The sequence below is a fragment of the Rivularia sp. PCC 7116 genome, assembly GCF_000316665.1.
In the GTDB taxonomy this organism is placed as follows: Bacteria; Cyanobacteriota; Cyanobacteriia; order Cyanobacteriales; family Nostocaceae; genus Rivularia.
The window spans coordinates 5,012,690-5,038,895 of sequence record NC_019678.1 but is presented as its reverse complement, the minus strand read 5'-3'; the positions used below and the strand labels follow the sequence as shown (position 1 = coordinate 5,038,895).

The 26,206-nt window shown below is 37.3% G+C and carries 19 protein-coding genes; 6 read left to right on the top strand and 13 right to left on the bottom strand.

What is annotated here, in order from left to right; all coding sequences use genetic code 11:
* Window positions 1-74 precede the first annotated feature (74 nt).
* A complete protein-coding gene (locus RIV7116_RS34020) occupies window positions 75-680 on the bottom strand; it encodes a hypothetical protein (RefSeq protein ID WP_015120035.1) in 606 nt (201 codons plus the stop codon).
* 382 nt (window positions 681-1,062) lie between these two features.
* Between RIV7116_RS34020 and fusA the strand changes: the two genes are divergently transcribed.
* The gene (gene fusA / locus RIV7116_RS19510) at window positions 1,063-3,084 is read left to right on the top strand and encodes an elongation factor G (protein ID WP_015120034.1); all 2,022 of its coding nucleotides are present in this window, start codon (window positions 1,063-1,065) and stop codon (window positions 3,082-3,084) included.
* 1,075 nt (window positions 3,085-4,159) lie between these two features.
* Window positions 4,160-4,930 carry an iron-containing redox enzyme family protein gene (locus RIV7116_RS19505; protein ID WP_015120033.1) on the top strand — a complete coding sequence of 257 codons (771 nt, stop codon included), beginning with the start codon at window positions 4,160-4,162 and terminating at the stop codon, window positions 4,928-4,930.
* Between the two features lie 237 nt (window positions 4,931-5,167).
* Here RIV7116_RS19505 and RIV7116_RS19500 read toward each other — a convergent pair whose 3' ends face one another.
* The 3 genes from RIV7116_RS19500 to RIV7116_RS19490 all read right to left on the bottom strand — a co-directional run bounded on the left by RIV7116_RS19500 (window position 5,168) and on the right by RIV7116_RS19490 (window position 7,552).
* Complete coding sequence (locus RIV7116_RS19500; protein WP_015120032.1) at window positions 5,168-5,575, bottom strand: hypothetical protein; 408 nt, start codon at window positions 5,573-5,575, stop codon at window positions 5,168-5,170.
* A gap of 147 nt (window positions 5,576-5,722) precedes the next feature.
* The gene (locus tag RIV7116_RS19495; protein ID WP_015120031.1) at window positions 5,723-6,364 is read right to left on the bottom strand and encodes a L,D-transpeptidase; all 642 of its coding nucleotides are present in this window, start codon (window positions 6,362-6,364) and stop codon (window positions 5,723-5,725) included.
* Window positions 6,365-6,544: 180 nt separating this feature from the next.
* Complete coding sequence (locus RIV7116_RS19490) at window positions 6,545-7,552, bottom strand: metallophosphoesterase (protein WP_015120030.1); 1,008 nt, start codon at window positions 7,550-7,552, stop codon at window positions 6,545-6,547.
* A gap of 87 nt (window positions 7,553-7,639) precedes the next feature.
* Between RIV7116_RS19490 and RIV7116_RS19485 the strand changes: the two genes are divergently transcribed.
* Together RIV7116_RS19485 and RIV7116_RS19480 are read left to right on the top strand one after the other, a co-directional pair.
* Window positions 7,640-8,212 (top strand): hypothetical protein, encoded by a 573-nt coding sequence (locus RIV7116_RS19485; protein ID WP_015120029.1) that lies wholly within the window; start codon window positions 7,640-7,642, stop codon window positions 8,210-8,212.
* 15 nt (window positions 8,213-8,227) lie between these two features.
* Window positions 8,228-8,719, top strand: a complete 492-nt coding sequence (locus tag RIV7116_RS19480; RefSeq protein WP_015120028.1) for a hypothetical protein — start codon at window positions 8,228-8,230, stop codon at window positions 8,717-8,719.
* A gap of 59 nt (window positions 8,720-8,778) precedes the next feature.
* On the opposite strand, the gene RIV7116_RS19475 is transcribed toward RIV7116_RS19480, so the two are convergent.
* The 3 genes from RIV7116_RS19475 to RIV7116_RS19465 form a co-directional block, all read right to left on the bottom strand.
* A complete protein-coding gene (locus RIV7116_RS19475) occupies window positions 8,779-9,411 on the bottom strand; it encodes a response regulator transcription factor (RefSeq protein WP_015120027.1) in 633 nt (210 codons plus the stop codon).
* 15 nt (window positions 9,412-9,426) lie between these two features.
* Entirely contained in the window at window positions 9,427-10,305 is an 879-nt protein-coding gene (locus tag RIV7116_RS19470) for a S1C family serine protease (protein ID WP_015120026.1), read from the bottom strand.
* A gap of 99 nt (window positions 10,306-10,404) precedes the next feature.
* On the bottom strand, window positions 10,405-11,307 hold the full coding sequence (locus tag RIV7116_RS19465) for a S1C family serine protease (protein ID WP_015120025.1): 903 nt from the start codon (window positions 11,305-11,307) through the stop codon (window positions 10,405-10,407).
* Window positions 11,308-11,901: 594 nt separating this feature from the next.
* Between RIV7116_RS19465 and RIV7116_RS19460 the strand changes: the two genes are divergently transcribed.
* Entirely contained in the window at window positions 11,902-12,666 is a 765-nt protein-coding gene (locus tag RIV7116_RS19460) for a PEP-CTERM sorting domain-containing protein (RefSeq protein WP_015120024.1), read from the top strand.
* Between the two features lie 138 nt (window positions 12,667-12,804).
* Here the strand turns inward: RIV7116_RS19460 and RIV7116_RS19455 are convergent, their stop codons facing one another.
* The 3 genes from RIV7116_RS19455 to RIV7116_RS19445 form a co-directional block, all read right to left on the bottom strand.
* A complete protein-coding gene (locus RIV7116_RS19455; RefSeq protein WP_044292062.1) occupies window positions 12,805-13,950 on the bottom strand; it encodes an alpha/beta hydrolase-fold protein in 1,146 nt (381 codons plus the stop codon).
* 273 nt (window positions 13,951-14,223) lie between these two features.
* On the bottom strand, window positions 14,224-14,403 hold the full coding sequence (locus RIV7116_RS19450) for a hypothetical protein (RefSeq protein ID WP_015120022.1): 180 nt from the start codon (window positions 14,401-14,403) through the stop codon (window positions 14,224-14,226).
* A 245-nt stretch (window positions 14,404-14,648) separates the two neighbouring features.
* Entirely contained in the window at window positions 14,649-17,411 is a 2,763-nt protein-coding gene (locus RIV7116_RS19445; RefSeq protein ID WP_015120021.1) for a DUF4347 domain-containing protein, read from the bottom strand.
* Window positions 17,412-17,538: 127 nt separating this feature from the next.
* Here RIV7116_RS19445 and RIV7116_RS35940 point away from each other — a divergent pair, with 127 nt between their 5' ends.
* Entirely contained in the window at window positions 17,539-17,676 is a 138-nt protein-coding gene (locus RIV7116_RS35940; protein ID WP_015120020.1) for a hypothetical protein, read from the top strand.
* A 318-nt stretch (window positions 17,677-17,994) separates the two neighbouring features.
* On the opposite strand, the gene RIV7116_RS19440 is transcribed toward RIV7116_RS35940, so the two are convergent.
* The 3 genes from RIV7116_RS19440 to RIV7116_RS19425 all read right to left on the bottom strand — a co-directional run bounded on the left by RIV7116_RS19440 (window position 17,995) and on the right by RIV7116_RS19425 (window position 26,094).
* Window positions 17,995-18,402, bottom strand: a complete 408-nt coding sequence (locus RIV7116_RS19440) for an Hsp20/alpha crystallin family protein (protein WP_015120019.1) — start codon at window positions 18,400-18,402, stop codon at window positions 17,995-17,997.
* 405 nt (window positions 18,403-18,807) lie between these two features.
* The gene (locus tag RIV7116_RS35935; RefSeq protein WP_015120018.1) at window positions 18,808-22,725 is read right to left on the bottom strand and encodes a substrate-binding domain-containing protein; all 3,918 of its coding nucleotides are present in this window, start codon (window positions 22,723-22,725) and stop codon (window positions 18,808-18,810) included.
* 840 nt (window positions 22,726-23,565) lie between these two features.
* A complete protein-coding gene (locus RIV7116_RS19425) occupies window positions 23,566-26,094 on the bottom strand; it encodes a hypothetical protein (RefSeq protein WP_015120017.1) in 2,529 nt (842 codons plus the stop codon).
* Window positions 26,095-26,206 lie beyond the last annotated feature (112 nt).

Below are 26,206 nucleotides of genomic sequence, written 5' to 3'. Positions count from 1 at the left end.
TAATATCTTTAATCGAGGAAAATTAGATTAATTTACAATATTAAATATGTACGTATGAAATCTTGAATATAATTTTAAATCCTATTTTTTCCCTTCCACACAAGCTTCCAATTAATATCAAGCTTCCAATTATCAGACTTTTCGGAAAGCAAAATAATTTTATCTCGAATTATAGCCATTTCTTCAGAGCGATTTATACTTTGATTTAAAAAACCTTTATCAAAAACTAATTCGTAAACTTCTTTATATTTATAAGCGGCTTGAAATCCCATATGAACGTATAAACTGCGAATAAAATCTCTAGCGATTAATAAATTACCTGTAAATTTAATTGGTGCGTAAACTTCATTATATGTAGCGCAATGACTAGAAACAATTTGAGAAATTGAATTCGGTTTTGTGCTGGGTACGATTCCGAATAAGTTTTGCATTTCTTTCTTCCCATGTTTGATTCTAATTCTATCTAAAGGTTCGGAATAAATAGATACAATTAACTGCTTTAACTGCAAAGAATTATCTGTAATTTCATAACTGCAATAATAACCCCGACCGCAAGCAGTCGTACCAACTCCGGGAGTGATACCGTATTGCTGGGGATTAAATAATTCTCTACCATCCACAGCCACAATACTAAAATCTCGTCCTTGATATATTAAGCTGTCATTAATTTGCCCAGTCATGCGATTTTAGATTTTTGATTAACTCTGTAGATTAATACAACTACTCACTTCTCGCTATAAAATTACCATACCTCTATAACTTCTTCTCTCTGCGTTTTTTCATTAGCTTCCTAACAAAAATCAAATAATCCATTTCACAAAATTCTGGATACTCATCACAATACGGGGAGACGTAGCAGTGCTACGTCTCTACATTAGTTGTAGGTATGACCAAATATAGGAATTTTGACCGATTCCATCCAAAATCTATTGACTTATATCAAAAATGTAGTATAACTGTAATATAAGGACTTTTGCGACTCCTTCCCTTTTCAAAGCCTCTCTTCTCGAAGGAGAGAGGTTTGGAAAGATGTACAACATTTATTAAATTAGGAAAAATATCATGGTTGTTCCCCGAACGCGCATCCGAAATATCGGTATATCTGCTCACATCGACTCTGGAAAGACGACATTGAGCGAGCGCATTCTCTTCTATACGGGTAGAATCCATGCAATTGAGGAAGTACGAGGAGGTGGTAAGGGTGCCACTATGGACTTCGATGATTTGGAGAAGGAACATGGTATCACCATCTCTTCGGCTGCTACTAGCTGTCAATGGCAAGATACACAGATAAATTTAATTGATACTCCGGGACACATCGATTTTACGATTGAAGTCGAGCGGGCTTTGCGCGTACTCGATGGTGCTGTAATGGTGCTTTGTGCTGTTGCTGGTGTGCAGTCTCAGTCGATTACTGTTGATAGACAGATGAAGCGTTATAGCGTACCTCGTATAGCGTTTATCAACAAGATGGATCGAACTGGTGCGAATCCGTTTAAAGTTGTGGAAGCAATGCATGATTCTTTGGATTTGAATGCATTGTTGTTGCAATATCCTATCGGTGCTGAAAGTCAGTTTGAAGGGGTTGTCGATTTAATCGCAATGGAGGCTCATTTTTATGAAGGTAAAAATGGCGAAATTTGGGTTAAACGAAAGATTGCCGATGAGTTGAAGCAAGAAGCGGAAGCTGCACGAGAAAAAATGCTTGATACTCTTTCTTTGTTTTCTGAAGAGATGACGGGGAAATTAGTAGAGGGTGAAGAAGTTTCTCAAGAGTTGATTTGGAAAACTATCCGCGAAGCAACTTTGAATTTAGAGCTTGTCCCCGTACTTATAGGTTCGGCTTTTAAGAATAAGGGAGTACAGAATTTATTGGATGCTGTTTCTCTATATTTACCTTCTCCTGTGGATAAAGATTTCGTTAACGCAACAGTTTTTGAGACTGGTGAATCTGTAAACATTAATTTGAATTTGGATGCACCTTTGGTTGCTTTAGCGTTTAAATTGACGGTGGAGTCTTTCGGACAATTAACTTATATCCGCGTTTATTCGGGTATTCTCAACCAAGGTGACACTATTTATAATTCCCGTACTGGGGAAAAGGTGCAGGTTGGTAGATTATTAAGAATGCACGCCAATAAGCGGGAAGAAATAAAACAAGCTGTTGCGGGGGATATTGTGGCGCTTTTGGGTGTTGAATGTGCTTCCGGCGATACATTCTGTTCGTCAGAAATACGAGTATCTTTAGAAAATATATTCGTACCCGAGCCTGTAATTACTTTGGCGATTGAAGTTAATAAAAATCAGGATTTGGATAAAATTTCCAAAGCTTTAAATCGCTTTCAAAAAGAAGATCCTACCTTTCGCGTAAATGTAGATGAGGAGTCAAATGAAACATTGATTTCCGGTATGGGTGAACTGCACCTAGAAATTTACATCGAGCGGATGAAGCGGGAATATTATTTAGATATTGCAGTCGGTAAACCCAAAGTATCTTATCGAGAAGCTATTTCGCAAAGAGCTACCTTTGATTATAAATTGAAAAAACAAACTAGCGGTCCCGGTCAATACGCTCACGTTGTGGGGTATATTGAGCCTTGTGAAGAACAGTTTGTATTTGAGAATAAAGTCTTTGGTGGTGCGATTCCTAAAGAATATATTGGGGGATTAGAGAAAGGTTTTCTCGAAGCGATGAATTTGGGAATGTTAGAAGGATATCCGGTGATGGGAGTAAGAATTGTTTTAGAAAACGGTTCCCATCACATGGTTGATTCTTCCGAATTTGCTTTTAGAATGGCTGCTCAGCAAGCATTCACTCAAGCTTTTATGAAAGCGAAACCTCATCTTCTCGAACCGATTATGTCAGTTGAAGTGGAGACACCAGATGAATTTTTGGGAAGAGTTCAAGGAGATTTATCTTCAAGAAGGGGGTTGCTGTTGGGTTCTCAAACAATGCAAGGATATTCAATTATCCGTGCTGAAGTACCACTAACGCAAATGTTTGGATATTCCGGTAACTTGCGTTCTTTAACTTCCGGTATGGCTACATTTTCAATGCAGTTTGATTGTTATCGGAAAGCGTAAGTAATTTAGAGACGTTGCGCCGCATTGCAACGTCTTTATTTAAAAATACTGTAAATTAAATTTAATTATATTTTATATAGCGATCGCTGTTATCGTTAATAGTCTTTTTGTAAATCACGATACGGTGTAAATGTAACCTACCTTTTGATATATAAGTCTTAAGCTACTTAATTATTCATAGTTAAGTATTATTTATTACTTTTTGAGAAACATTGATTTTTTAAGGTATTTGAGAATATTTTGAATGCTTATTGATTAAAAAATCATACTTTTATAGAGTCATCATTTATTGCTAACCCAGTAATATTACTTATTAATATGTTTTGGCAAAGTTTTATTTATTTTAGTTAAACAAGTTGATTTTCAATGTCTGATTATTAATATAAAAGCGAATAAGTTGGTAAAATAACATTCTTAGAGCACAAGTGATTAATCAGTTTAGTCATAAGATTATAGTTATAATTACTACTCAGTTTTAATTCAGTAAAATATAAACTACTAAAAAATAATAATTAAGTAAAATTACTTATTGAAAATATAAAGAAAATATTTAATAATACCTAAAGCCAAGAGTTGTTTATACTACATTCAAATTGAGCAAAAAGACTAGCTCGCTTTGAATTTTGAGTATCAGTTCAAGGAATTTTTCGTTTACCTATTTTCAATAAAAATGATGTAAATGACCTTGTTTTAGGCATTTTTATTGATTTAATTACAGAAAAAATCTCATTGAAGACTTTAGAGGAATAACTCTACTAACAGACTTATTTATACCTGTTTTTGTGATTCCTTAAAAAAGACACCGCTCCTTTAAGTAACCTTTCCAAGTGGAAGAAGTAAGTGTTGTCTTATCTGTAATTGCGAAATTATCAATAGTTATTTTTGCCTCTGAATTTATTATCGGACGAAATTTTTGCGGCTGCTTTTAATTATTTGGATTTGCCATCTTGCATCTCTGTTAGCCAAATTCACTAAAACTATAGCCAAAGCTATCCTTTGAGTCTAAAGCTCTTTGCTCTGGTTATTTGAATCGAAAATGACTCTCTCATCAATCTCTTTTTTAAAGGAAGTAATCATGTCAAATATGATGTATGCAGATGCACCAACTTACGAAGCTATAAATGCGGCTGAAATAGATAAGATAAGAATTAAACACGCATGGATAACTGAACCAATTTTTCGTGCTAGCGAAGCAGTGAAACAAATGCCATTTTTTGATTGGGTAGCACAAATCCATTCTCCATCAGAGTTTAAACCAGTGGCACTACAGTTATATTATCACTCTGCAACTTTTCCGAAAGTGATGGGATTAATGCTTGGGAACACCCCAATGTCTGAAAATCACATGATGCCATTCTACGCTAAACATGCTTATGGTGAAGCAGATCACCATCAAATGTTGATGGATTGGATGCTCAAGTACAATCTATTAAATAATTCGCAAGAAATAGAAGAGATAATTCCTACACCAGAGACTAATGCTTGCGTTAATCTGGCTTATCAATTAGCCATAGAGCAGGATAGAGCTAAATGGCTAGTGACTATAAATAGCGGAATTGAGCGCTGTTCAAATGACTTTTTTAAAGCAGTCGCACCGAAAATGCATGAACTTGGTGCAGGGGATTCATACTTTGATATTCATGTGGAAGCGGACGAACATCATAGTATTATGGGCATGGACTATATTGAGCCTGTAGATCCTCAGTCTTTACGAGGGAGACAGTTAATTGCGAAGGCTTTAGAGGGAATTACTCTTTGGGCTGCGATGTTACATTCTTGGGTTGATATAGAATATTTTCCTGTTTTTAATTTGGATGGCACTTTGAAAAAACGTAAACTTATTTAGCTTGTACTTTATGACTCTTGTTTATATTGTGTCCGTTTAAATATTCGTAATTATTGAGGGAGTAAGGAGCAAATGGAATAAATAAATTCCTAACTCCTAACTCCTGACTAAGTAGGTTGGCGTTGAAAATTGTAATTAGGGCAAGGCAGTCGGCAGTCGGCAGTGGGAATAAGGGTTTAAGGGTAGTTTACATTTTGTTATATAGTTCTGTTTTTTCTGCCGACTTACTTATTTTCCCTAATTAATTTGAAAAACCTGAGAAATGTTTTTTAACAAATCTTTCTCTTCCGCAGAAAATTCTGCATCAGCCATTGCTAAATCATTACAGACTAATAGAACCTGAGCTTTGACAACTTCAGTTTCAATACGACTATTGATATCTTTTAAGAAAACATGCATTTTCTCATCATTTGATAAAGCAGTTCTAATTTTTGGCGTAACTTTAGCAAAATAAAATTCTAAAGATAAAGGTGATTCCCATTCTATACTGCTTGCATATTCTTTAATTGCTTCATCTTCAGTTAGCTTAAGGGTTTTATCGCTATACATTACCATCATCATTAGTTCAATGATTGCTTCTCGTTCGTTTTGAGTCACATCTTCCTTAGCGATTTCGCTTAGAGATAAACGTAGTTTTTCTCGCATAAGTTTTTTTACCTAACATAAATAAACCGTTTCAATAATATGTAAGTGAAAAACATTATTAAAGTCTTTCAGAATACATTTACTCTTAGGTTAACATTCATTTATACTCGCTATTTATTACTTCCTATAATTAAACTCTTTCAAAGATTAACCTTCACCTTTGCTTGCTAAATTACCGTTAGTATTATCTAAAATTTTGACATCGAGAAATTTTGGTTGATAGCTTGCAACATAGCTCAATAGCTTATCTAAATCTTCTTTATTGGTTAATCCAATACATCCTGCCGTACCATCTTCCCCATTATTTTTTTCAAAAGATGGATCTACATGAAAACCTAAAGCTGAACGTCCAGTTTTAAATTTAGGCTGTATTGCTAAAAAATGCTCTCCTGCTTCAGCGATCGCACCTGGAATTGTAGAGGTAGCAACAGTATATTTTCCATCTGGTAAGGGAGCCTCAGTTCCGCTTTGGTGGCGGTTTCTGGTTTGCGTAAATTTTCTTCCCGATACACCAATCAAGCTATCCACGAACTTTCCATCAACATATAGACTAATTTTGTAGAGAGGATTATCGAGAGCATTCGTTTGTCCTGTTGGTGTTAGAGTCATAAAATTACCAGAATGATTAAGCGGGTTAGTATTTCCGGTAGCAATTTTGGAGTCTTGTGAATTGGGCTTTTCGCTTTGATTAGGAGTAACAAGATTATTAATTGGTTTTTCTTGTTCTTTTGATTGACAGCTAACAAGTATCAAAGAAATCAAAGAAACCAAAAAGATTCGGATTAACATTAGCCCAGCATGAATTTCGATGTTTCTCAAATGTAATTGCTTTGTTATACATTCCACCTGAGAAAATTCACTTATTTTTATTTTTGTAGAGAATTACTTAGTTTTTGTGGTTGAGTTCAAATATCCTCAAGAAGGGCTAACGCCCAACTACAAGCCCACTATATTCTATGGGATAAAGCACTAACTCTTAACTCCTAACTCCTTCATTACCTGCAACCATTCCGAAGGTGTTCGTAAAGTTTGCTTGAGAAAATCTTTGTCAAGTCCGCTAGAATTTGCTTTATATAGAAGAGTGGCATAACTATAATTCCGAGCTTGTTTTTTAAAGTTATCGGCACCGTAAAGGGAAATTAATTCAGCTAATTTTTCTTCTACCTTTGTAGTTATTTGGGGAGCAAGAGCTAGTAAATTATTCATCCATTGCTCTTTCTTAACCATAAAATTGGATAATTCCGGATTCCGCGAATCCCTATCGCTGCAAATAGCTTTGATTTTGTCCCATTTATAAGTATTCCAAGGTTTAGCCATCATCACGGGTAATTGCCACTTAGGAATTTCTTCACGCCAATAATCTTTCGCAGCTTGTACCTGCACAATTTCAAAGCTGGGTAAAATTAATCCGGTTAATCTTGCACCATGACAAGCGGCGGTATCAATACCGTAAACTTTTCCTGCAACTATTAACGGATTATCGCCGACAACATGATGACCAAAAATTACTGGTTTTTCGCCAGTATATAATTCGCTCCAATATGTATCTCCGTAGCGTTTTGATAAATGCTTTTCACCAGCAGTACAACCGCATAAAACTTCTTCCCTTTGCTTCTGGATTGGGATACCATTTTCTACGGCAGCATGAACCAAAATTGCTTCTGCGGTTTCGTGGTAATAGGGTAAATTACTTACCCATTCTAGAAATTCTTCGTAGCGATCGCCAAATTGCAGTTTAACGATTTCTTGAGAGTAGGAAAGGGTGTTGCGTAAGTGTTTGCGCTCGTGATTGCCCATCAACACGATGGTATTGGGACGATTTCTGAGAAAATCATATACCTTCACCGAATCAGCGCCCCTATCTACAATGTCTCCCAGCGATACCAAACAATCTGATTCGGTAATTTTGGCTTTGGCTAATAGTTCAATAAGTTCCTGATAACAACCATGAATATCGCCAACTACTAATGTTCGCATGGTTCGAGTTTGAGAGTTAGGGGAATGTTGTGCTAATACAGTATAACTTAGGGCTTATTAATAATGCTGCAAGATATCGGAACATAAATGAATATTGAAAGCAAAATATTAATATTTATAACGATTACTGTTTGTATTGCTATTCTTGCAATTAGCATTTATCCCGGTGCTTTGGGTAGTTTATTTTTTGCACTTTTATTGGTTTCGATTATCTGCATACCAATATTTATAGTTGTTGGTATTTTTGCGTTGATAGTTTTAGGTAGACGGGGATTATTCAGTAAAGTTAATATTTCCTGGCGGCTTGTTCGAGCAATTTCTGGGATAGTACTTTTATCTTGTATACTACTTCAATTCTATATTCCCCGTCGTTTGGCATTTTTGGCATCGAAATCGGCATTTGAACAAATTATAGCCAGCGGAAAAACAGCATCAAACCGGCAGCTTGGTTTATACAAAATTGATAAATACGCAGTTGATTCTGGTGGTGGTAAATATTTTCGGGTTAAAACAATCGGTAATGGATTTAGCCCTGATGTAACTTCCTATGGCTTTGTCTATCAACCCAATCGTAAAGCGAGTCCATTTGGTAATGCTAATTATCAAGTATTTAATTTGTATGGGAATTGGTATTGGTTTGAAGCATCTAATGATTATTAGTAAATATGCAGGTGAATGAAAAAAGTCTTATTAATATCGAGCTTTGTTGGTATTCCTATTTTGATAATTTTAGGAGCAATAGTATATTATATTTTTCCAAATGTTTATCCAAAAACTTATACGGTTGACTGCACTCAAGCCAAAAAAATTGCAAAAATTTCAGATGTTTATTTCCCCGGAATGGGTTTTCCAGCTTACGATAAATTAGAACCGGTTGTAGAGCGCTACATCACAAAAGCAGTTTGTCTGAATGATTTGAAAGGAGATTCCAGTTTTAATCCCAAACCATATTTCTTAAAACCATCCGACATGAGTCATCAATATCAAATTGTTGGTTATAAAGGTGCAGTGTTTCGTTCTCCAGGTAGTTTAAAGATAGAATTTGACAATGGAACCTTAATTAATTTCTGTTCTGATGTATTAGTTATAAATTGCGATCGCGGAGAATGTCGCTGCCCTCATGATTTCAACTGGGAACCCAAGCCAAAGAAAAATAATTCAAAATAAAAATTTCGGTGCATTAGGCTATTAGCAATTACCCATTACCAAGCCTCACAGAAATGATATTACAACATAATCAACCCCAACCTCACGCCTACAGCAACAGCTTCGGTGCGCGTCGAAACATTAAGCTTTTGAAAGATTGAGGAAACGTGAAATTTAACGGTATGCTCTGAAATATATAGCTGTTGGGCTACGGCTTTATTACTCAAACCGGAAGTTAGCATTTGCAAAACTTCAATTTCTCTATTGGTTAATGTTTCATGTTGTTGTGAATTAGCTGGCTTTTGCAACTGTAAATTATCAACTATATCGGGATGAAATACTACTAACCCAGAAGCAACGGCTTCAACTGCTGCGATGATTTCGGATTCTGTACTGTCGTGGGGCAATATTCCTTTAATTCGAGCAGCTAAAACTGTTGCGAAGTTAATATCTTCGATTTCATCTACAAGAATAATAGTTGCTGACATAAACTGTTGCGATTGTGAAATGGATTCATAATCTTGACTATTCCAGTCAAGCAAAACTACATCAGGCTGTAGCTGTGCAATATCATCTATGAGAGAATCAATATCCGCAACACTCTTGAGTACTTTGAATTTTGGATTATCTTCCAACATTGCCGACAACCCCATTCTGATAACTGGAGAAACTGCAATGACTATAATTTGGATTGGGAATTGGGCACTGGGCATGGGGAATTAGGCACGCTACACTTCGGAAGTAGTTTTATAGTTGTCGAAATCCAAGTTCAAATTTATCTGTTTTCCTCCTCTGATAATTTGTAATTCTGAGTGATTTCCAACTTGGAGATAATTAGTTAAATCGTCAAGTTGTCGAAATAATCTTCCCGAAACCCCAATCAAAATATCCCCAATTTGAATTCCCGAAGCTTCAGCATAACTGTGACGATTTACCGATAAAACTAATAAACCTAGAGTAGGCTGTTTGCTGGTTCCTATTATTAAAGGCTTGAGGGTTACACCCAGTTTTCGCGGTTTATCGTTATCATTAACAGTTGTCAAAAATCTTTCAACTGTTTGACTTGATATTGCCACTGCTAAACCATAAGCAATCATGGTGTTAATGCCGATAATATTGCCGCTACTATCAGTCATTGCACCTCCGGAGTTGCCGGGATACAGTTGAATGTCAGAAATTACAGAATTTTGGTGAATTTGAGAAATAATTCCAGTTGTAACTGCATTGGTGTCTCCTAAAGGATTACCTACAGCTAAAACGATTTCACCAACCCGCAGATTTTTGCGATCGCTTATAGTTGCAGGATTTAGATTTACATTTGCACAATCAGCATCAATTTTTAAAGCGGCTAAATCTTTTGTAGGATCGATTTTTGTTCTTACTGCCTGAAATTCTCTGCCATCGCAAAGTTCTACAGTTAATTTTTCGCTGACTGCAACATGAGCGTTAGTGATAATCAAACCGTCTGATTTCCAAACAACACCAGAGCCGATTCCAATATTGCCATGACGGATTTTGACAGATGATTGGCTGATTTTTTCAGCTACATCTTCTAATTCTGTTGATAAGTTAGGGAATGTGATGCTCATGTGATTCCAGATTTCCATTTCTTACTTTTTCTTCGTAGGATTACATAACCTATCATCCCCCTCTCCTTGATAAGGAGAGGGGAAGGGGTGAGGTTGCTATTGAGCTATATCCCATCTCTAAACTACTCTTTCACCTACAGTTAAATTCAATTCAACTAATTCACCGCCGCGTACAATTTTAGTTTTGACGCTTTCACCGACGCGGAAACTTTCGTTCAATAATGCCAGAATATCGCTAGTATCTTCTACTGTATTACCGTCAAAACTAACTAGAATATCTCCTAAAAATATTCCTGCTTTTTCCGCAGCACTATTAGGTTCGACGTTGACGACAATTACACCACCATTAGAAGTTAAATTCAAAGAATTTTTCAAATTATCTGGCAATCTTACAGGTTGCATTCCCAAACCTAAGTAACCGCGAGGAATTCTTCCCTTACTAAGTAATTGTTCGACAACTCTATTTATCGTAGAAGCAGGAATAGTTAAAGCCGTACCTCTTCTTCCGGTGGTATTCATTCCGATGATATTTCCCGAAGCATCTACCAAAGCACCACCGCCAAATCCAGGATACAGCGAAATATCGGGACGAATAAACTGGTCGATTTTTCCACCATACATACTCTGCCATTCACCACCGACAACACTAACCGCACCCATTGCGGCGCGAATATCTCCTTCATTGCTTCTAGCTAATGCTAAAACTAAATTTCCAACTTTGAGATTCACAGCTTCCCCTATTGTTGCTACAGGAATATCGGGATTTTCTATTTGAAAAACTGCTACATCGGTACTGGGGTCGCGTCCTAACAGTGAAGCTGGCTTTTTATGACCATTATCTAAAGTTATAGTAATTTCCTCATAACGTTTTATAGATTCATCAGAAGTAACAATAATACTTTTATGCCAGTGAATACCGCTAGGTGAAAAACGCCTGTTGCCGTTGATTGAAACAATCGCTTTTCCCGATTGTTCGACGATTTCGGCAATATTGTCTGATAAAGATTGCAAAGTAGACATAAATAGTTTTTGGTAAATCCGATGTTTGTATTTTGGCATCTGTATCTATATAAAACATCAGATATTTGGGGGGATTAACACCTGGAAGAATGGGTAGGTATGTAATTGTGGGTTTTAGCTTTTCACAATTTCACCAGCAATTTAAACGCCGATCAATTAAACGCAGTTCAATGGGAAAGTGCTTGATTTATAAAGTTCTACAATTAATTCTTCTAGGATAAATAATTTTATCTTCCTAAAAATAGCTCAAAAGTCTCAAATTACGAAAAAAGCTTTCCTCTTTTACCTAATTTATACTTAATAAATGCCTGTATACAATTGTATTCAAACTCAGTATTTTATCGCAGCAATAAAAAAGAATCATCTTATCTATAATGAAGATTGCTTTTATTTCAGTAAATACGCCCTCATCAAGCTAAAAATATTCGGTTCTTCAACACAACATACTTAAGTGAATAGCTGTTAAAAAATTGAATTTTTAGCACGAAGTAAAGATACTGAAATCGCTCTTGCGGATGACATGTTACTTCCATTAGGTTTGATACAGCGAAAACAAACAAAACATTTTAATTTAAGAGAAGGGAGTTAAAAAAAATGAAATTATTTAACAAATTAAGTATTATTGCTGCTGGTGTAGTTTTAGGTGTAAGTGGTTTTCAAGGACAAGCAAATGCTAACGTTTCCGTGTTCACGGATCGAACAGCATGGGAAAATGCTCTTTTTGGTGCTTCATTTGAAACAGAAACTTTTGATGGTGCAGAAACAAGTTTCGACCCTAATTCTACTGGAAATGTAATTGGTAATTCTCTGAATGTCGATCTAATTGGCGGTGTTGGGGATAGTAGTCCTATAGGTCTTACAGGAAATGGCTTTTTAGTGGGAGAAGTTGATGGTTCAGGCAGTGATGCTTTAACGCTTCAATTTAATACCAGTAGTGCTATAGGAGGTTTTGGTATTTTAGGGCTGCAAGATGATAGTACCTCTAGTCCCGGTGGTTTAGACCTAGAAGAAATGGGGGTTGAAGTTAATGGAGAAAAGTTTTTAATCAGTGACATTTTAGGATTAACTGATAGTAGTGATGGTGAGAGGGTTTCTACTGTTGAGAACGACGATCCAATCTCATTTATTGGTTTTATTTCAGATGCCGAGATAAATAGCTTTAATTTTCTTCATGGGGATCTGGTTGCACCTGGTGAAGTTTCAGGTAGTAATGAAAACTTTTATATCGATGGTATTGTTACTGCATCCACTACACCAGTAGCAGTACCAGAACCAGCTTCCATGCTCGGACTTTTAGCTGTAACTGGTGTCGGTGCTGCTTCTCTCAAACGCAAGTTAGCTAAAGCTAAGAAAGCATAAAAAGTTTAAATTATAGGTCGGTAAAATATTACTTTAAGCTCCCTAATCCTTCATTATCAGGATTAGGGAGCTTAATTACAGCATATTTGATTTTAGTGAAGTAGATTAGCGATAGCAGATTAAAAATCCAGTTGACAGCTACCGAAACAATAACTGGGCAAAATCTCGTAAATACCTCCGCCAAACTAACCATTCATGTCCCCCTTCAGTTTGAATCCAAAGGTGATTAATTCCAGCTTCCGTTAATGCTTTACTTGCTTGATTATTAGTAGAATAAAAATCGTCTTCAATACCGCAACCCAACCACAATAAATTTAATTTTAGATTAGCTAAAACTGGATTTGTGAATACTCTGTCATAAGATTTATCAACATCAACATTTTTCAACAAAGAACTAAAACCACCAACCCAAGAAAATTTGTCTAAATTATTTAAACCTACTTCTAATGCTTGTCCACCTCCCATAGAAAGACCTGCAATTGCTCTATAATTACGATTGGCAATTGTGCGATATTGGGAGTCAATCAACGGAATCAAGTCTTTGATAACAACTTCCCCAAAAGCTTCATTTCCCCAAGAATCTGGCGGAAGCTCAACTCCCGGTTTGCGAGCGTAACCGTTATCCATAACGACAATCATCGGTACTGCTTGACGGGAATAAATTAAATTATCAAGGATAAAATTAGCTTTACCTTGTTTTGTCCAAGCTCGTTCGTTTTCACCAGCACCATGCTGTAAATAAAGTACGGGATATCTGCGTTGAATATCGGCATTATAACCGGGTGGGGTATATACAAAAACTCGTCGTAATTCTCCCGTAACTTGGGAATGATAGAAACGTTCGCGCACTTCGCCGTGAGGTACTTTTTTAACTCGATCGAAATCAACTTTGGGATTGGGTATTTCTAACCCGCTAGTATATTGCCCCCAACCGAAATAAGCTTTACTTGCGGAGTCGTTGACTGGAGTACCGTCAATAATTAACTGGTAGTAATGAAAACCGGGCTTTATTGGAATTGTTACTGTCCAAACTCCATCTTCACCACGAATTAAATCCGTGGGTTTTTCGCCAAAGGGAATGTTGCGATCGCGTCCCATAACCTGTACTGTTTTAGCTGATGGCGCTTTGATGCGAAACGTTACTTTACCATCAGAATTTATATAAGGATATTCGCTATTGGGAATACTCGAAGGTGCCGGAAAACCTTTTCTTAACTGCCCGTAAGCAGGTTGGGAAAAAATTAGCGCAATTATAAAACTAATATAAAAGGATTTGACTATCATGGGCATTTTGTAAATTTGCGCTGCCTTTCTTTGACAATCGCAATTTATATTTTCCCATAGCCGATGAAAAAATTATCAGATGCCAAACAAAAGCCCGTAGAGATTAGTACTCGAAGAGGCTAAAATTGCGGACTAAGTACAAGCAGAGGGGGAGGGGAAGAGGGGGAAGAGGGGGAAGAAAAAATTTTCTGTTTCTAGGATACACTCCGCACAGTTGACTTGGTGCATTACTGGGGTAGACATTTGTTCAATTGTATGTGAAGCATCTCAATTTCACGATTCTTTAGCATCGGCTTCACTACTTCCAATCAGTGCTTGAAACAAATTAATACCCAAGTTGTAAATTGCTGCGACAAGTAGTATTAACATCAAACCCGCCAGAGCGCTGAAGGGAGATAAGACGAATAATAATAACAATCCGAATACTATAATTGAAACCAATGGCTTATTCATACTGAACCGATTTAATATAAGAATCAATATTTTTATTTAACAAGCTGATATCTTAAATTGCGTACATCTGAGGTAATAATCAATCTCTCCCATAGGTGATAGATTGAAATCGTAATCGTATAAAGGTTAGGTTCACAGAAATAACTTTATTTTTGTTTGTACATATATAATTGCTGCATTATGGAAGATTAAGAGATTATCCATAATGCAGCAATTATTCAAACGCCGAAGCTCATTTAACTAACTCAACTAATAATTTCGCCTTGATTTAAGATATTTTCGGCGATAGTTGTGTTGATAATTTCAACTATCCCGTCTTGAGCGTTAAACAAATCATCACCATTATCGGCTTGATTGAAAGCAAGGTAGCTCGATAACAAACTCAAGAAACCGCGATTAAATATACCGCCACCATTTTCTGCTTTGTTACGTCTGACAGCGCTACTTGTAACTGTTGCGGTACCGTCTGCGAAATTTACAATACCTCCTCCTTCAAAAGTTGCTTGGTTATCATCCACACTGCTACTGCTTACATTTAGCGTACCAACATTCCAAATAGCACCACCGCTAACTAATGCTTTGTTATTTTGCAAATTGCTGCGACTGACATCGAAGATACTGCTGTTAAAGATAGCTCCACCAATATTGCTTGCAATGTTGTTAGTCAAACTACTGTCAGTTACCATTACTTTGCCGTTAGGATTCGCTGCGATCGCACCACCATCTCTTGCCGAATTATTGTTGAAGCCGGTTCTAGTTACGGTAACATTACCTTTGTCAAAGTTAACGATACCGCCACCTTGAGATTCGGCTTTGTTATCGCTAATATTGCTGTTGCTTATGTTTATAGTACCGCCAGGATTAATTAGATCCTTCAATTCTGGAGTTGCAAAATTGTTACCACCATTTGAAATACCGCCACCTTCAAATGCTTCGTTACCGCTGATAGTACTATTATTTATGTTCAATACACTTAAAGTACCTATATTTGAAATACCGCCACCACTGCTTACGTTTTTACCTTGATTAATTGCCTTGTTATTACTAACAGTGGTGTTGTTGATTGTTAGGTTGGCAATATTTGAGATGCCACCACCACGACTTATACTTTCACCAAAGCCGCGACCTATGGCATTATTATTGCTAATATTGCTGTTATTTAGCGTTGCGTTACCTTTCGTAAAAATACCACCGCCAGAAAGAAGAGTAAAATCAGATACCGTTGATTCTACATAATTTTCGCTCACAGCGCTATTGTTCATCGTTAAGTTACCATCAGCATAAATACCCCCACCGAAAGCACTATTTCCTCTACCACTAATACGCGGAGTTGCAGAATTGCGAGTAATTTTACTATTGTTAATAGTAATAATTCCATTAACCCAAATACCGCCACCAGCAACATTCCCGAAACGAGAACCATTAACTGAATTATCGCTAATAGTCGTATTATTTAATGTAATAATGCCAGTGGCATTAATACCACCACCTCCAATATTGCCGCCCCTAGCGGCTACCACTTCGTTGCCACTAATAGTGCTATTATTAACAGTTAGATTTGCATCTTTGCTGTATATACCACCACCATTTTGCGACACATTATTAGCAATAAAACTATTATTTAATATTAAATTTTTACCAACATTATAGATACCACCACCTTCAGCAACATTGAAAAGACTAATTATTCGATTGTTACTAATAACGCTTTGATTTACTACTAGATTATCGCCAGCGTTATAAATACCACCACCAAAGGCATCACCAGAAGTTGATATACTGTTGCCGGTTATAACACTACTATTTAAAGTGAAATTGTTGTCATTATTGTAAATACCACCACCGTCACTACCTTGATTATTAGTGATGCTGCTATTGCTTAGCGTCAAAGTCTTACCAATATTATAGATACCGCCACCGTCGCTAGTGCCAAAGCCACCTCTTGCACTGTTACTGCTAATAGTACTGTTAATTACCGTTAGAATATCGCCAGTATTATCAATACCGCCACCGTTACCATCTTCAACAAAATTATTACGAACAATAGTATTTTCCAGCGTCAAATTACCGCTACTTTTAATTCCACCACCGTTATCACCAGTGACTTTCCCGTCAGTAATTATTAACCCAGATAAATTCACCGTCGCACCTGCTGCAATTTCAAATACTCGGAAAGCTTGATTGCCGCTTACCGTCACAAATTCTGGTGCGATAATACTAACGCTATCGGTAATATTTAACTGTCCCAAATTTAAACCGATAGTTTGTTGGCTACCAAATAAGGATGAATCAAATACTATCGAATCAAATCCAGCTATAGCATTTGCACTGTCAATAGCTTCTCTTAATGTGGTTACACCGTCGTTACTATCTACAACATCCGCAATGCTATCTACTGTAAAACTTGCCAGTACATCTTGATAAGCATTTTGTGCCCAATTTTGCACAATTACTTCTGTCTCAATACTGCCCGTATTAAATTCTAAATCCCAATCACCTCCCCGGTTTGTGTTTCCAGTTAAATCATCAGAAGCAGCCACATCGGCACTTGTTAAATTACTGATTTTATTAACAAATTGTTTACCTGTATCTGTCGCAGCAAGATTACAGCCGTAAAACAAGATATCCGCATCTGTTGAAAGTGCTTCTCCCCAAGACTGGATTTGATTCGAGTAGGCACCCAAATTAGCATCATTTAAATTATTTCCGGCAAAATCTAAAACGCCAGAATTACCGTGAGAAAAGATATGCAGGCTTTTAATACCCGTGCTACCCGTCAAAGTTTGAGTAATTTGAGTGATTGCATCTTGTGATGAATCGAGCATATGTATTTGAGTCTCTTCCATACCCGCTATCAAGGTTTCGTAGTCGGATATGCTGCTATCGATAAAAGTGATGGAAGTTGATTCAAGCAAGTTTCCATCATCAATAGGATTTAGGAGATTGTCTGAATTTAAGGATGATGAAAATTGCAAACTATCTGAATTAGGGTTAGTTGAGAATTCCATATATTTGTGTTCTTGATGTTCAATTGGCAATAGTTTTTTAGTACTTATGAAGCACAAATGCTCCAAAGCACAACGATTTATTCAAATACATTTAAAGCTCGTTACCGATTAAACAGGAAATGATTTAATGACTCCAACAATAGAAGGAGTTTTACAAGATAATTCCGAAGCTCGCACCCTTATACCAAATAGAAATAATCCATCACTGAAACATTTTGCAATGGAATTTAGTTTTGTAGGCTTATCGACATCTATCTTAAAATAAACGTCGAAAATTACATAACCAGATAAATCAAGCTAACAAGCTGTTGATATGATTTTAAGAATATCATATTACTTAAGTATATGCGTGACTTAAATCACCCATAATTATGTGAAAAAAATGATAAGTTCTTCAAGGCTTTGATTAAAAATAAAGCAATGCAAAAGCGCCGTAATGACTTTACAGACGTTACGGCGCTTAAATATTAGATTTGACATGATACGGCTTGAGCTAAATGTATAAAAATAAGGTTCCTAGGGAAGGATTCATTCTACCCTAGGAACCTTATTTAAGTTATATTACAACTTTTATAACCTATGATTAAGCAGCATCACCCAAGCTAACTTTAACAACCTTATGCTTTTCCGCCTCAGTCTTAGGTAAAGTTAGATTCAAAATACCATCTTTATAATCTGCGGAAACGTTGGTATTTTGAACTCTTGCTGGTAGAGGAATTACACGATGGAATTTACCATAGTGGAATTCAGTTCTAAAAGCACCATTTTCTTGATTTTCGCTTTGATTTTTTCTTTGAGCAGTTATAGAAACAGCTTTTTCTGTTACTTCTATATCTAAATCTTTAGCTTCCATTCCAGGAAGTTCTAGTCTTAAATAAATAGCCTCCTCATCTGCTTGTAATTCGGCTGCTGGTACTTTAACAAATTCTCTATCTAATTGACTTTGTAAAGCGTTCAATTCTTGCCAGGGATTCCAGGTTACTAATGTCATGGTTCTACCTTTATTTGGGAATTATAATTAATTCATTGCCTCGTTGTTCTTATATTAATCAAAGTTAAATGCAAGCGAAATTCGGTTTTTATGAATTTTTAAATGATGAATACCGAACAGTGAACAGTGAACAGTTAACAGTTAGCAGTGAGTAGTTAATAAAGAGTTCGGCTTGTAGGAATAAATTGATTTCGGTTAACCGAAAATAAGATAAATTTTAATTTGAAAAACAAACTTTTTCCCTTCTCCTTAACAAGGAGAGGGGTGCCCACAGGGCGGGGTGAGGTTTTTGATATATTCGACTTATAAGAAAACTACATAAAAAAATGCTCTGGCACTTTAATCACCAGAGCATTTCAAATAAAATTTATTCAATTTTCACTGTTAACTGCTAACTGTTAACTGCTAACTGTTCTTTCTTTCCTGCTGAGAAAATTGCATGTGAATGGTTTTAGCTTGCTCGCTATCAGGTGCTACTGCGGTAATTAAGTAGTTAATCAAGCTTTCGGTAAAGGGCACCCGTAAATGGAAAGTGCCGTCTTGCTTGACTTTGATGTTGTGTCCATCAATAGTTACAGTGGCACCTGGTTCGGTTGCACCATGAATAATTAATTCCGCATCGGCTTCAAACCAGAAGTCTTTATGGGGACGACTGAATACCCGCACAATGGGAGATCGCGATACTAATAACCAATCTTTATCTTGGGTAAGATAGCCGATTTCGGTAATATAATCTCTATCGGCATTGGGTATAGCTACATAACGATGATTAACTGTTTCCTCGCATTCGTACTGTTGTACCATTCTGGGATTTTGATAGCTAAGATCGACGTTAGTTACGTCATACAGTCGCAATACCAACTGATTAGCACCTTGGTTTTGCATTGCTTCTCTATCGGCAGGTGCAATATTCCAAGAAGCATAAGCCCATTTTGGAGTCCGATTTGCTAATAGTATGTTGCTTTCACCGGGTACTGCGGTAGCACCATTATGATGGATGCCGTAAATTCTATCCCAATCAGTATCGCCTGCATCCCGTTTTTGCTCGGGTGTACGAATTTCGGTATCGATTTCTGCTTGGTTGGCAATTTGATCTAAGGCTTCGTTTTCACCCAAGGATGATTCAGGTGTTGAAGTTTGAATATCTTCTAAATCATCTTCGTTATTACGAAGCATCTGAGAAGAAAGGGCAAAGGCTCCAATACCGGCTCCTGCTGCTAATGCCGTATCACCAGTAGATGAGGAATCATTTGCAGAACCATTTTCGTTCGTTACTGTCGCACCAAATTGGGCAATAGCTTCTTCGGAAACGGTTTCTTCTGTGGTAGGTTGTGGGTTTGATTGATTTACCCAAACGTTTGGTAAACCATCGGTATTCGTTTGTTCTTGCGGTAGTGTTTGAGCATCTGCTAGCTGCTCGTTTTCGCTTGTTATACGAACTTCTGGCAATTCGGAATTTTGTGGAATTTCTGATGTTTGAGTATCATCAGTTGCATCCTGTGTATTTCCTCTGAAACGATTCAAAAACCATCCAGTTCCTAAACCACCGCTACTATCCTGAGCATCTTGGTTTTCGCTGGTTGGCTCTTGTTCTACGCTATTATTTTCGCCAGCATTTTCACTGTCATCGGATGTATCGCCATCGCGATTCAATAAACTCGAACCAATTGCCGCAGCTCCCGCCAAACCAGCGGCGGCTCCTGCTGCCATGCCACCCAAAGAAAAAGATGATTCTTCTTCCTCTTCTTGATTACTTGATTGTTCTGTTGGCTGGGTTTGTTGCTGCTCTGGATCGGTTGGTTGTTCTGCTTGGGAAGTTCCCCACAAATCTGAAGGCGAAGTTTGTGGTGGTTGCTCTAAATCGGTATTGTCTGCAATTAAAGATGATGTTTCTTGCTGCTCAGGATCGATTGGTTGTTCTGTTTGGGAAGTTCCCCACAAATCGGAAGGTGAAGTTTGTGGTGGTTGCTCTAAATCGGTATTGTCTGCAATTAAAGATGATGTTTCTTGCTGATTGCTTGCTGATTGCTTGTCAGAATCCCAAACATCAGGTAGTTGAGGATAAGGAACAGTTCCGTTAATTTCTAGGGATTCCGAATCAACTTGCTCGTCTTCAGTGGATTCTGAAGCGTCTTTACCAGCCAATTTAGATTTGATTTTCTCTGCGCCAAGGGCAGCAGCACCAGCACCTGCGGCAGCAGCAGCACCGGCTCCGGCAGCAAAGTTTCCAAGCCAGTTATTTGTGGAAGCAGATGGTAATTCTTGTTGAGGGGAAGGATTGTTTTCTTCTGGTTGACTATCGGAAACTTCCTGTTCTGTTACTGGAGGAGTTTCTGCATCAGTTGGAGTAGAAATTCGCGGTAATGAATGATAAGAAGTGTTAACAACAGCGGCTGGTGCTTCTAAATCCAAACTGGTATCGGGAATATCCTGTTGCTGCCAATCTTCTGAGACTTCTACATCTAAATCTCGATCCGAAACATTTGGCAATTCAACATCCGGCGCATATACATCTAAATCTCTACCGGAAGCACTTGGTAATTCCACATCTGGCGTATCTAACCGCAATTCTGGAGAATTTTCATTTAAAGGTGTATCGCGGTTTTCGGATGTATTGTCTTTATCTTTACCGGCAAGGGCTGCGGCTCCAAGTCCCAAGCCTGCTATACCTGCTGCAATTCCTGCTGTATTGATTCCGGGTGTTGTATTGGGTGGAGTTTCTACGGGTTCTGTATTAATTCCTGGGGTGGGTTGATCTAACCGCAATTCCGGAGAGTTTTCATTTAAAGGCGTATCGCGGTTTTCGGATGTATTATCTTTATCTCTACCGGCAAGGGCTGCGGCTCCAAGTCCTACACCTGCTGCACCTGCTGCAATTCCTGCTGTATTGATTCCGGGTGTTGTATTGGGTGGAGTTTCTACTGCTGCTGTATTAATTCCTGCGGTGGGTTCAACGGGAGTATTGGCGACGGGTTCCTTAACTGGCCCAGTTATAGAAGTGGGAGTAAAAGGAGGAGGAGAATCTTTCGGCAATACACCACGAGCTACCGTATCTTCTTCTTGAGACTTGCGTCTTCCCAACAACCACCACAAAGCTAATGCTCCAATAGCTGCTACAGGTAATAAAATCCACCACCAGGGTATAGTATTTTCACCAGCTTCTGCTGCAACACCAGCATTAGTTCCCGGTATAAATGCACTCGGATTACTATCAGTAGCAGATGTATTGGTAGCAGGACCAACACCATCTGTATTATTACCATTAGTTGCAGTGTCATTTCCGGTACCGGCAGCTTTTTCATCTGTGGTAGCGGCTTGTTCGTTGCCAGTACCGGCAGCTTCTCCATCAGCAGTAGCGGGAGTAACGGTTGGCGTAGCTGCTGCATCTTCATTGGGAGCTTCCCCAACTGCACGAGCAACGGTAGCTGCAACTGCTGCCGCTTCGGCTTCTCTACCCGCTTCTATTGCTTCCCGTCCGGGTTTTGCTGTTGCGAAACCAACAAAGCTTTTAACTGCTTCGGAAGGATTTTCCTTAAATACGTAAACTAAAGGTTGAGAATAAGGATATCTGGGGTCATCAGGTAAGGTTTTGTGCATACTCAAAATACGCACGTTATCTAGTTTTGAGACCTGATTTGCTAAAACGAACCCGATACCATCATCACCTAATTGCTTGACAACTTCAGCTGGATCGTCACTATCTAACTGAGTCGCAGAAGCACCAGTGTCTAAATTACCAGCGAAAAGGGGATAGTTACGGAAAGCTTCGCGAGTATCGCTCGAATCGGGACGATCGATTACTCTAATTTTTTTATTAGGTCCGCCAAGCTCCGACCAATTGGTAATTTCCCCGCGATAAATCTTAGTAAATTTATCATTCTTTAAATCACCTTTGTAAGGATTATCCTTACCAACGACGATCGCGATTTTTTCTCTACGCAAACGCTGTTGCTTTAAACCTAATTTTTCTTCTTCAGGAGTTAAACCACGTCCAATTGCGGCAATATCTATTTCGCCTTCTTGCAAAGCCTTGAGCGCGTCGTTTGTTCCATTTGTAGCAAGCTCAACGTTAGTGCCGGAATACTTTTTCTCGAAACGTTCTTTTAACGCTTGATTGGCTGTTGTCATGCTAGCGGAACCATCTATCCGAATTTTGGCATCATTCGGTACTGCCGTAGGAAGCGGAAAAGATGGTGTTTCACTCGGCGATTGCGCCAATGCATAGTCCGATTTGAATAAGCTAGTCATCATCGGTGTTGATGCCAACGCCAACAATAAAGTTAAACTAACTATTGGATTTCTGTTCTTTTGTTTATGCCACATAATGCCCCATTTATGTATTAGAGGAAACAACTTGTCTCCCTAAGGTCAAAATCGTATTTCTTGTTTGAATTTATGTGGAGGAGACGCGCTAGCAACATATCCCTGTGTTATGTTGTTTGTAAGCTTTTAGAGATACTTAATTTAATAGACATCAATTGAATCAACTCTACCGTGTCAAGCAGCAATAATGAACTAGTGTTTAGCTTTTCTTAAAGTATCTAACAATACTCCTTTCCCACATATTCAAACTTTATTTAATCTATCTATAGAAGTATTTAAATACTCACTACTAAAATTTATTTCTGATAATAAACCCTCAATAACATTACAGATTTAGACTGTTTGCAAATCTTGACATAATCAAAGTTAGACTAAGATTTATATAGATAAATTACTTACAAGTAAGTTACCTCAAGCAAACAAATAATACCAGCTATCTGAACTACAGCAGCAATTAATAGGGTTGAGTGAGAAGATGATAACAAATTAGTGGTTTTTTAACAATTTGAAGTTAAATTGGGCATAGGATAACAGGTAAGAGGTAATTAAGAAGTGTTTTCAAATCAGCGATACAGTATTTGATTAGCTAAATCCGATACAATTGCGACTTAAATATCTCACTTAATTACAGAGGCATCATTCCAGCAGTCAAAATACTGGAGCCAGAGCCTTCATGAATTACATTCTCAACCCTGAGGCAGGCAACGAGTCAAGGAGCTAGAATTTACCGGAATCAACTTTGATAAACTGGGTTGATTTTCGCTGGTTGAGATTGATGCAAGATATTTATATATATTTTTTTTTATCCCTAGTGACTAAAATTTTTCAAATTTTTCTTTCCTACTCAACCTGACAAAGCCATGTACCTTCCTCAATTTTCTTAGCAATGGGGTGTATGTGAACTGCTTGATTTTCAGATGTATCTTGATGCCAAGTTTGCCATATATTGGCTGCAAGATTGGAAAAATCACCGCGTACTTGAAACCAGGTGGGATTGTCTTCTCTACTGTATAAATTGCAAAGCATTTCTAAGACTTTTTCTGAATTATGGTTGCTCATAGGATTCAGCTTCTTGATATTTACTTTAATCAGCTTTTCTTCTTCAGTAAATACTCGATTTAATCCTTCTTTGAGGCTAAGACTACCTAGCTTTTGCGAGCATCTATATATATTGAATAAAGAATCGCAAATGCGACGATTCAAACCCAAATATACAGAACCTTTCAGCGCCTGAATAAAATTTTCTAATGCGGCGACCTCATCGTTTTGGATTAATAACAGGTATTCTCCTTTTAACAAATGAATTTCTGAAAGAACTGCTTGACAAAAATTATCGCTGTGCCCAGTTGTGAGGTCAGTTTTTGCAAGTTTTTCCGATAAGTTTAAAGCTTGCAAGGCAAATTTTTCATTTTTTAATCTTACCCAAACTCTTCCTGCTAAGGCAATCCATCGAGATACGCGCTGAATTAAACCGATGCGTAATGCATAATACGCTGCTTGTAGAAAAATACCGGGCACTTGTTCTAAATCTGTGACATCATCAGAAATATAGAAATAAACCCTGGCAATATTACCATTGATTTCCGATAACGATTCATAAACATCTAAACCAGCATCTTTGTAGCAAGAATTTGTATTTCTGACTTTGATAATTTTCTGATGCCATTGACCAAAATCAATCGAAGGATTTTGATGTATTTCTTTAAATATTTTCGGACTGTGCCCCGCAGAAAGTTCGTATAAATAAATTTCGGAATGAATTAAAGCTTCGATAGGAGAAAGCTCATTTTTATCTATATATAGTTGAAACTTTTCGGGATGATTGATAGCATCTGTAAGCTCTATTATTAACGATTTAGCATTAATGATATTACCTTGAAAATTTGATAATCTTAATTCTAATCGTTTAGCCAAACAGTAACAGCGATAAAAATTTAGACGATAAGTAAAATAAATATCGGCAGCAGGAATTTCCATTAAATGCTGCTTCGCTTCATCGGCAATTTTCTTGATTTCCGATACTTGGCAGCCTTCATCTAAAAATTGAAAATTATGAAATGCTTTTCTTACCTTGATTAATCTCTTTCTTAATTGGGCAAGATTTCTGCAAGCCGATACATAAACCTTGCTCTCAAGCTCTTGTTTTCTATTTTTATCGGCAAACCATTGTTTTACAGCACAAACAATAGCCTGCAACAATACCGTCATCGAATCTCTATCAACCCAAATCCCTTGATATTGCTGTTTTTCTCCTAAAATTACCGTCGTTTCAACTAAAGAATGAATGCTGCTATCGAGAGTATTCGTAGAAATTGTTAATAAAGTATCTTCCTTCAAACCCATATTTAAAGTACAGGCACTAATAGCGTTTTCTATCATAGTGTTGCTAGATGTATATACCCACTCTAAAGGTTCGCTATTTTCCTTATCCGTACCAAAATTACAAGTAGCGATCGCCATAATTACGGGTTGAATAGAATCCAAAATTCCGGTTTCTGGGTGCTTTTTGCGAGAGACTCCAGGTGTTTGAAGTTCGGACTCTGCACTATAAGCAATTTTTTCCAATTGCTTATAAATGCCCCTATATTCCTCATTGTCATCAATAGAGCGAGACAAAGTCTGAAATTCTAGCTTTTTAATTCTTGCGTGTAATGAAACTTCATCATTGATTCTTTCTTTAATTAAAATACTGAGAAATAGTGAAATAGCTTCTTCACGGCTAAAACTCTTTTTACCCGCATTCCTGAGATTATTTCGACTCGACTCCAATTTTTGGATTACCTGCAACTTCAACTTTAAACCTAATGTCGGTTGAGGCTGCCAAAGTTTTGCGATTAAAGCTTTTAGGGCATCATCATCCTGATAATCGTCAAACCATTTCGTACTCGCAATAGTTAATTTATTGCTAGCAATAGCCAAAAACTCCTTAGTCGTTGAAAGCAAATCTTCAAAATCCAACAACTCAAGCAATGCAACTATCTGAGCAACTTGAAAAAATCTTTCTGGAGTAACGCGAATACTTTCAGTTTTGTCTGGTAAAAAACCAGCAGATTCCAAAAGCTCGTCAGCACCGATTTCTCCCAATTTTTGCCTCATTTTATCGGGAGTCAGGCTTAATTCATCTTCATCGCTGTCTTTCTTCGATTTTCTTTTAGAAGGTCGGTGCTTGTTCAAATTTTCGCATAATTTAACCAATCCTTCGCTGCTAACTGGTAAATAATCCTTTTCCCGATTCAAAAAATCAATTACTACCGGACGACTAACACCCATTCCCTTCGATAATTCGACCTGTGTTGCTCCCATCTCATTTAGAAAGAACAGCAGCATTTCTCGCAACTTTTCTTGTTTTTCGATTTTATCCTTACCCATGATTTTCACTCCTCTTGTCAATCCCATTTCAATGTAAAACAAATTTACTTTTATTTTGTATATATCCACACAAATACATAAATTGAAATCTTAGATTCAATTTTTGGAGATA

Excerpts from the sequence above, each read along its gene's own strand:
- RIV7116_RS19440 (WP_015120019.1), bottom strand. The coding sequence starts at position 18,402 with ATGACATTAGTAACCTGGAATCCCTGGCAAGAATTGAACGCTTTACAA.
- RIV7116_RS19460 (WP_015120024.1), top strand. The coding sequence starts at position 11,902 with ATGAAATTATTTAACAAATTAAGTATTATTGCTGCTGGTGTAGTTTTA.
- RIV7116_RS19490 (WP_015120030.1), bottom strand. The coding sequence starts at position 7,552 with ATGCGAACATTAGTAGTTGGCGATATTCATGGTTGTTATCAGGAACTT.
- RIV7116_RS19485 (WP_015120029.1), top strand. The coding sequence starts at position 7,640 with ATGAATATTGAAAGCAAAATATTAATATTTATAACGATTACTGTTTGT.
- RIV7116_RS19480 (WP_015120028.1), top strand. The coding sequence starts at position 8,228 with ATGAAAAAAGTCTTATTAATATCGAGCTTTGTTGGTATTCCTATTTTG.
- RIV7116_RS19465 (WP_015120025.1), bottom strand. The coding sequence starts at position 11,307 with ATGTCTACTTTGCAATCTTTATCAGACAATATTGCCGAAATCGTCGAA.
- RIV7116_RS19470 (WP_015120026.1), bottom strand. The coding sequence starts at position 10,305 with ATGGAAATCTGGAATCACATGAGCATCACATTCCCTAACTTATCAACA.
- RIV7116_RS19455 (WP_044292062.1), bottom strand. The coding sequence starts at position 13,950 with ATGATAGTCAAATCCTTTTATATTAGTTTTATAATTGCGCTAATTTTT.
- RIV7116_RS35935 (WP_015120018.1), bottom strand. The coding sequence starts at position 22,725 with ATGTGGCATAAACAAAAGAACAGAAATCCAATAGTTAGTTTAACTTTA.
- fusA (WP_015120034.1), top strand. The coding sequence starts at position 1,063 with ATGGTTGTTCCCCGAACGCGCATCCGAAATATCGGTATATCTGCTCAC.
- RIV7116_RS19500 (WP_015120032.1), bottom strand. The coding sequence starts at position 5,575 with ATGCGAGAAAAACTACGTTTATCTCTAAGCGAAATCGCTAAGGAAGAT.
- RIV7116_RS19425 (WP_015120017.1), bottom strand. The coding sequence starts at position 26,094 with ATGGGTAAGGATAAAATCGAAAAACAAGAAAAGTTGCGAGAAATGCTG.
- RIV7116_RS19505 (WP_015120033.1), top strand. The coding sequence starts at position 4,160 with ATGTCAAATATGATGTATGCAGATGCACCAACTTACGAAGCTATAAAT.
- RIV7116_RS34020 (WP_015120035.1), bottom strand. The coding sequence starts at position 680 with ATGACTGGGCAAATTAATGACAGCTTAATATATCAAGGACGAGATTTT.
- RIV7116_RS19450 (WP_015120022.1), bottom strand. The coding sequence starts at position 14,403 with ATGAATAAGCCATTGGTTTCAATTATAGTATTCGGATTGTTATTATTA.
- RIV7116_RS19445 (WP_015120021.1), bottom strand. The coding sequence starts at position 17,411 with ATGGAATTCTCAACTAACCCTAATTCAGATAGTTTGCAATTTTCATCA.
- RIV7116_RS35940 (WP_015120020.1), top strand. The coding sequence starts at position 17,539 with ATGACTCCAACAATAGAAGGAGTTTTACAAGATAATTCCGAAGCTCGC.
- RIV7116_RS19495 (WP_015120031.1), bottom strand. The coding sequence starts at position 6,364 with ATGTTAATCCGAATCTTTTTGGTTTCTTTGATTTCTTTGATACTTGTT.
- RIV7116_RS19475 (WP_015120027.1), bottom strand. The coding sequence starts at position 9,411 with ATGCCCAGTGCCCAATTCCCAATCCAAATTATAGTCATTGCAGTTTCT.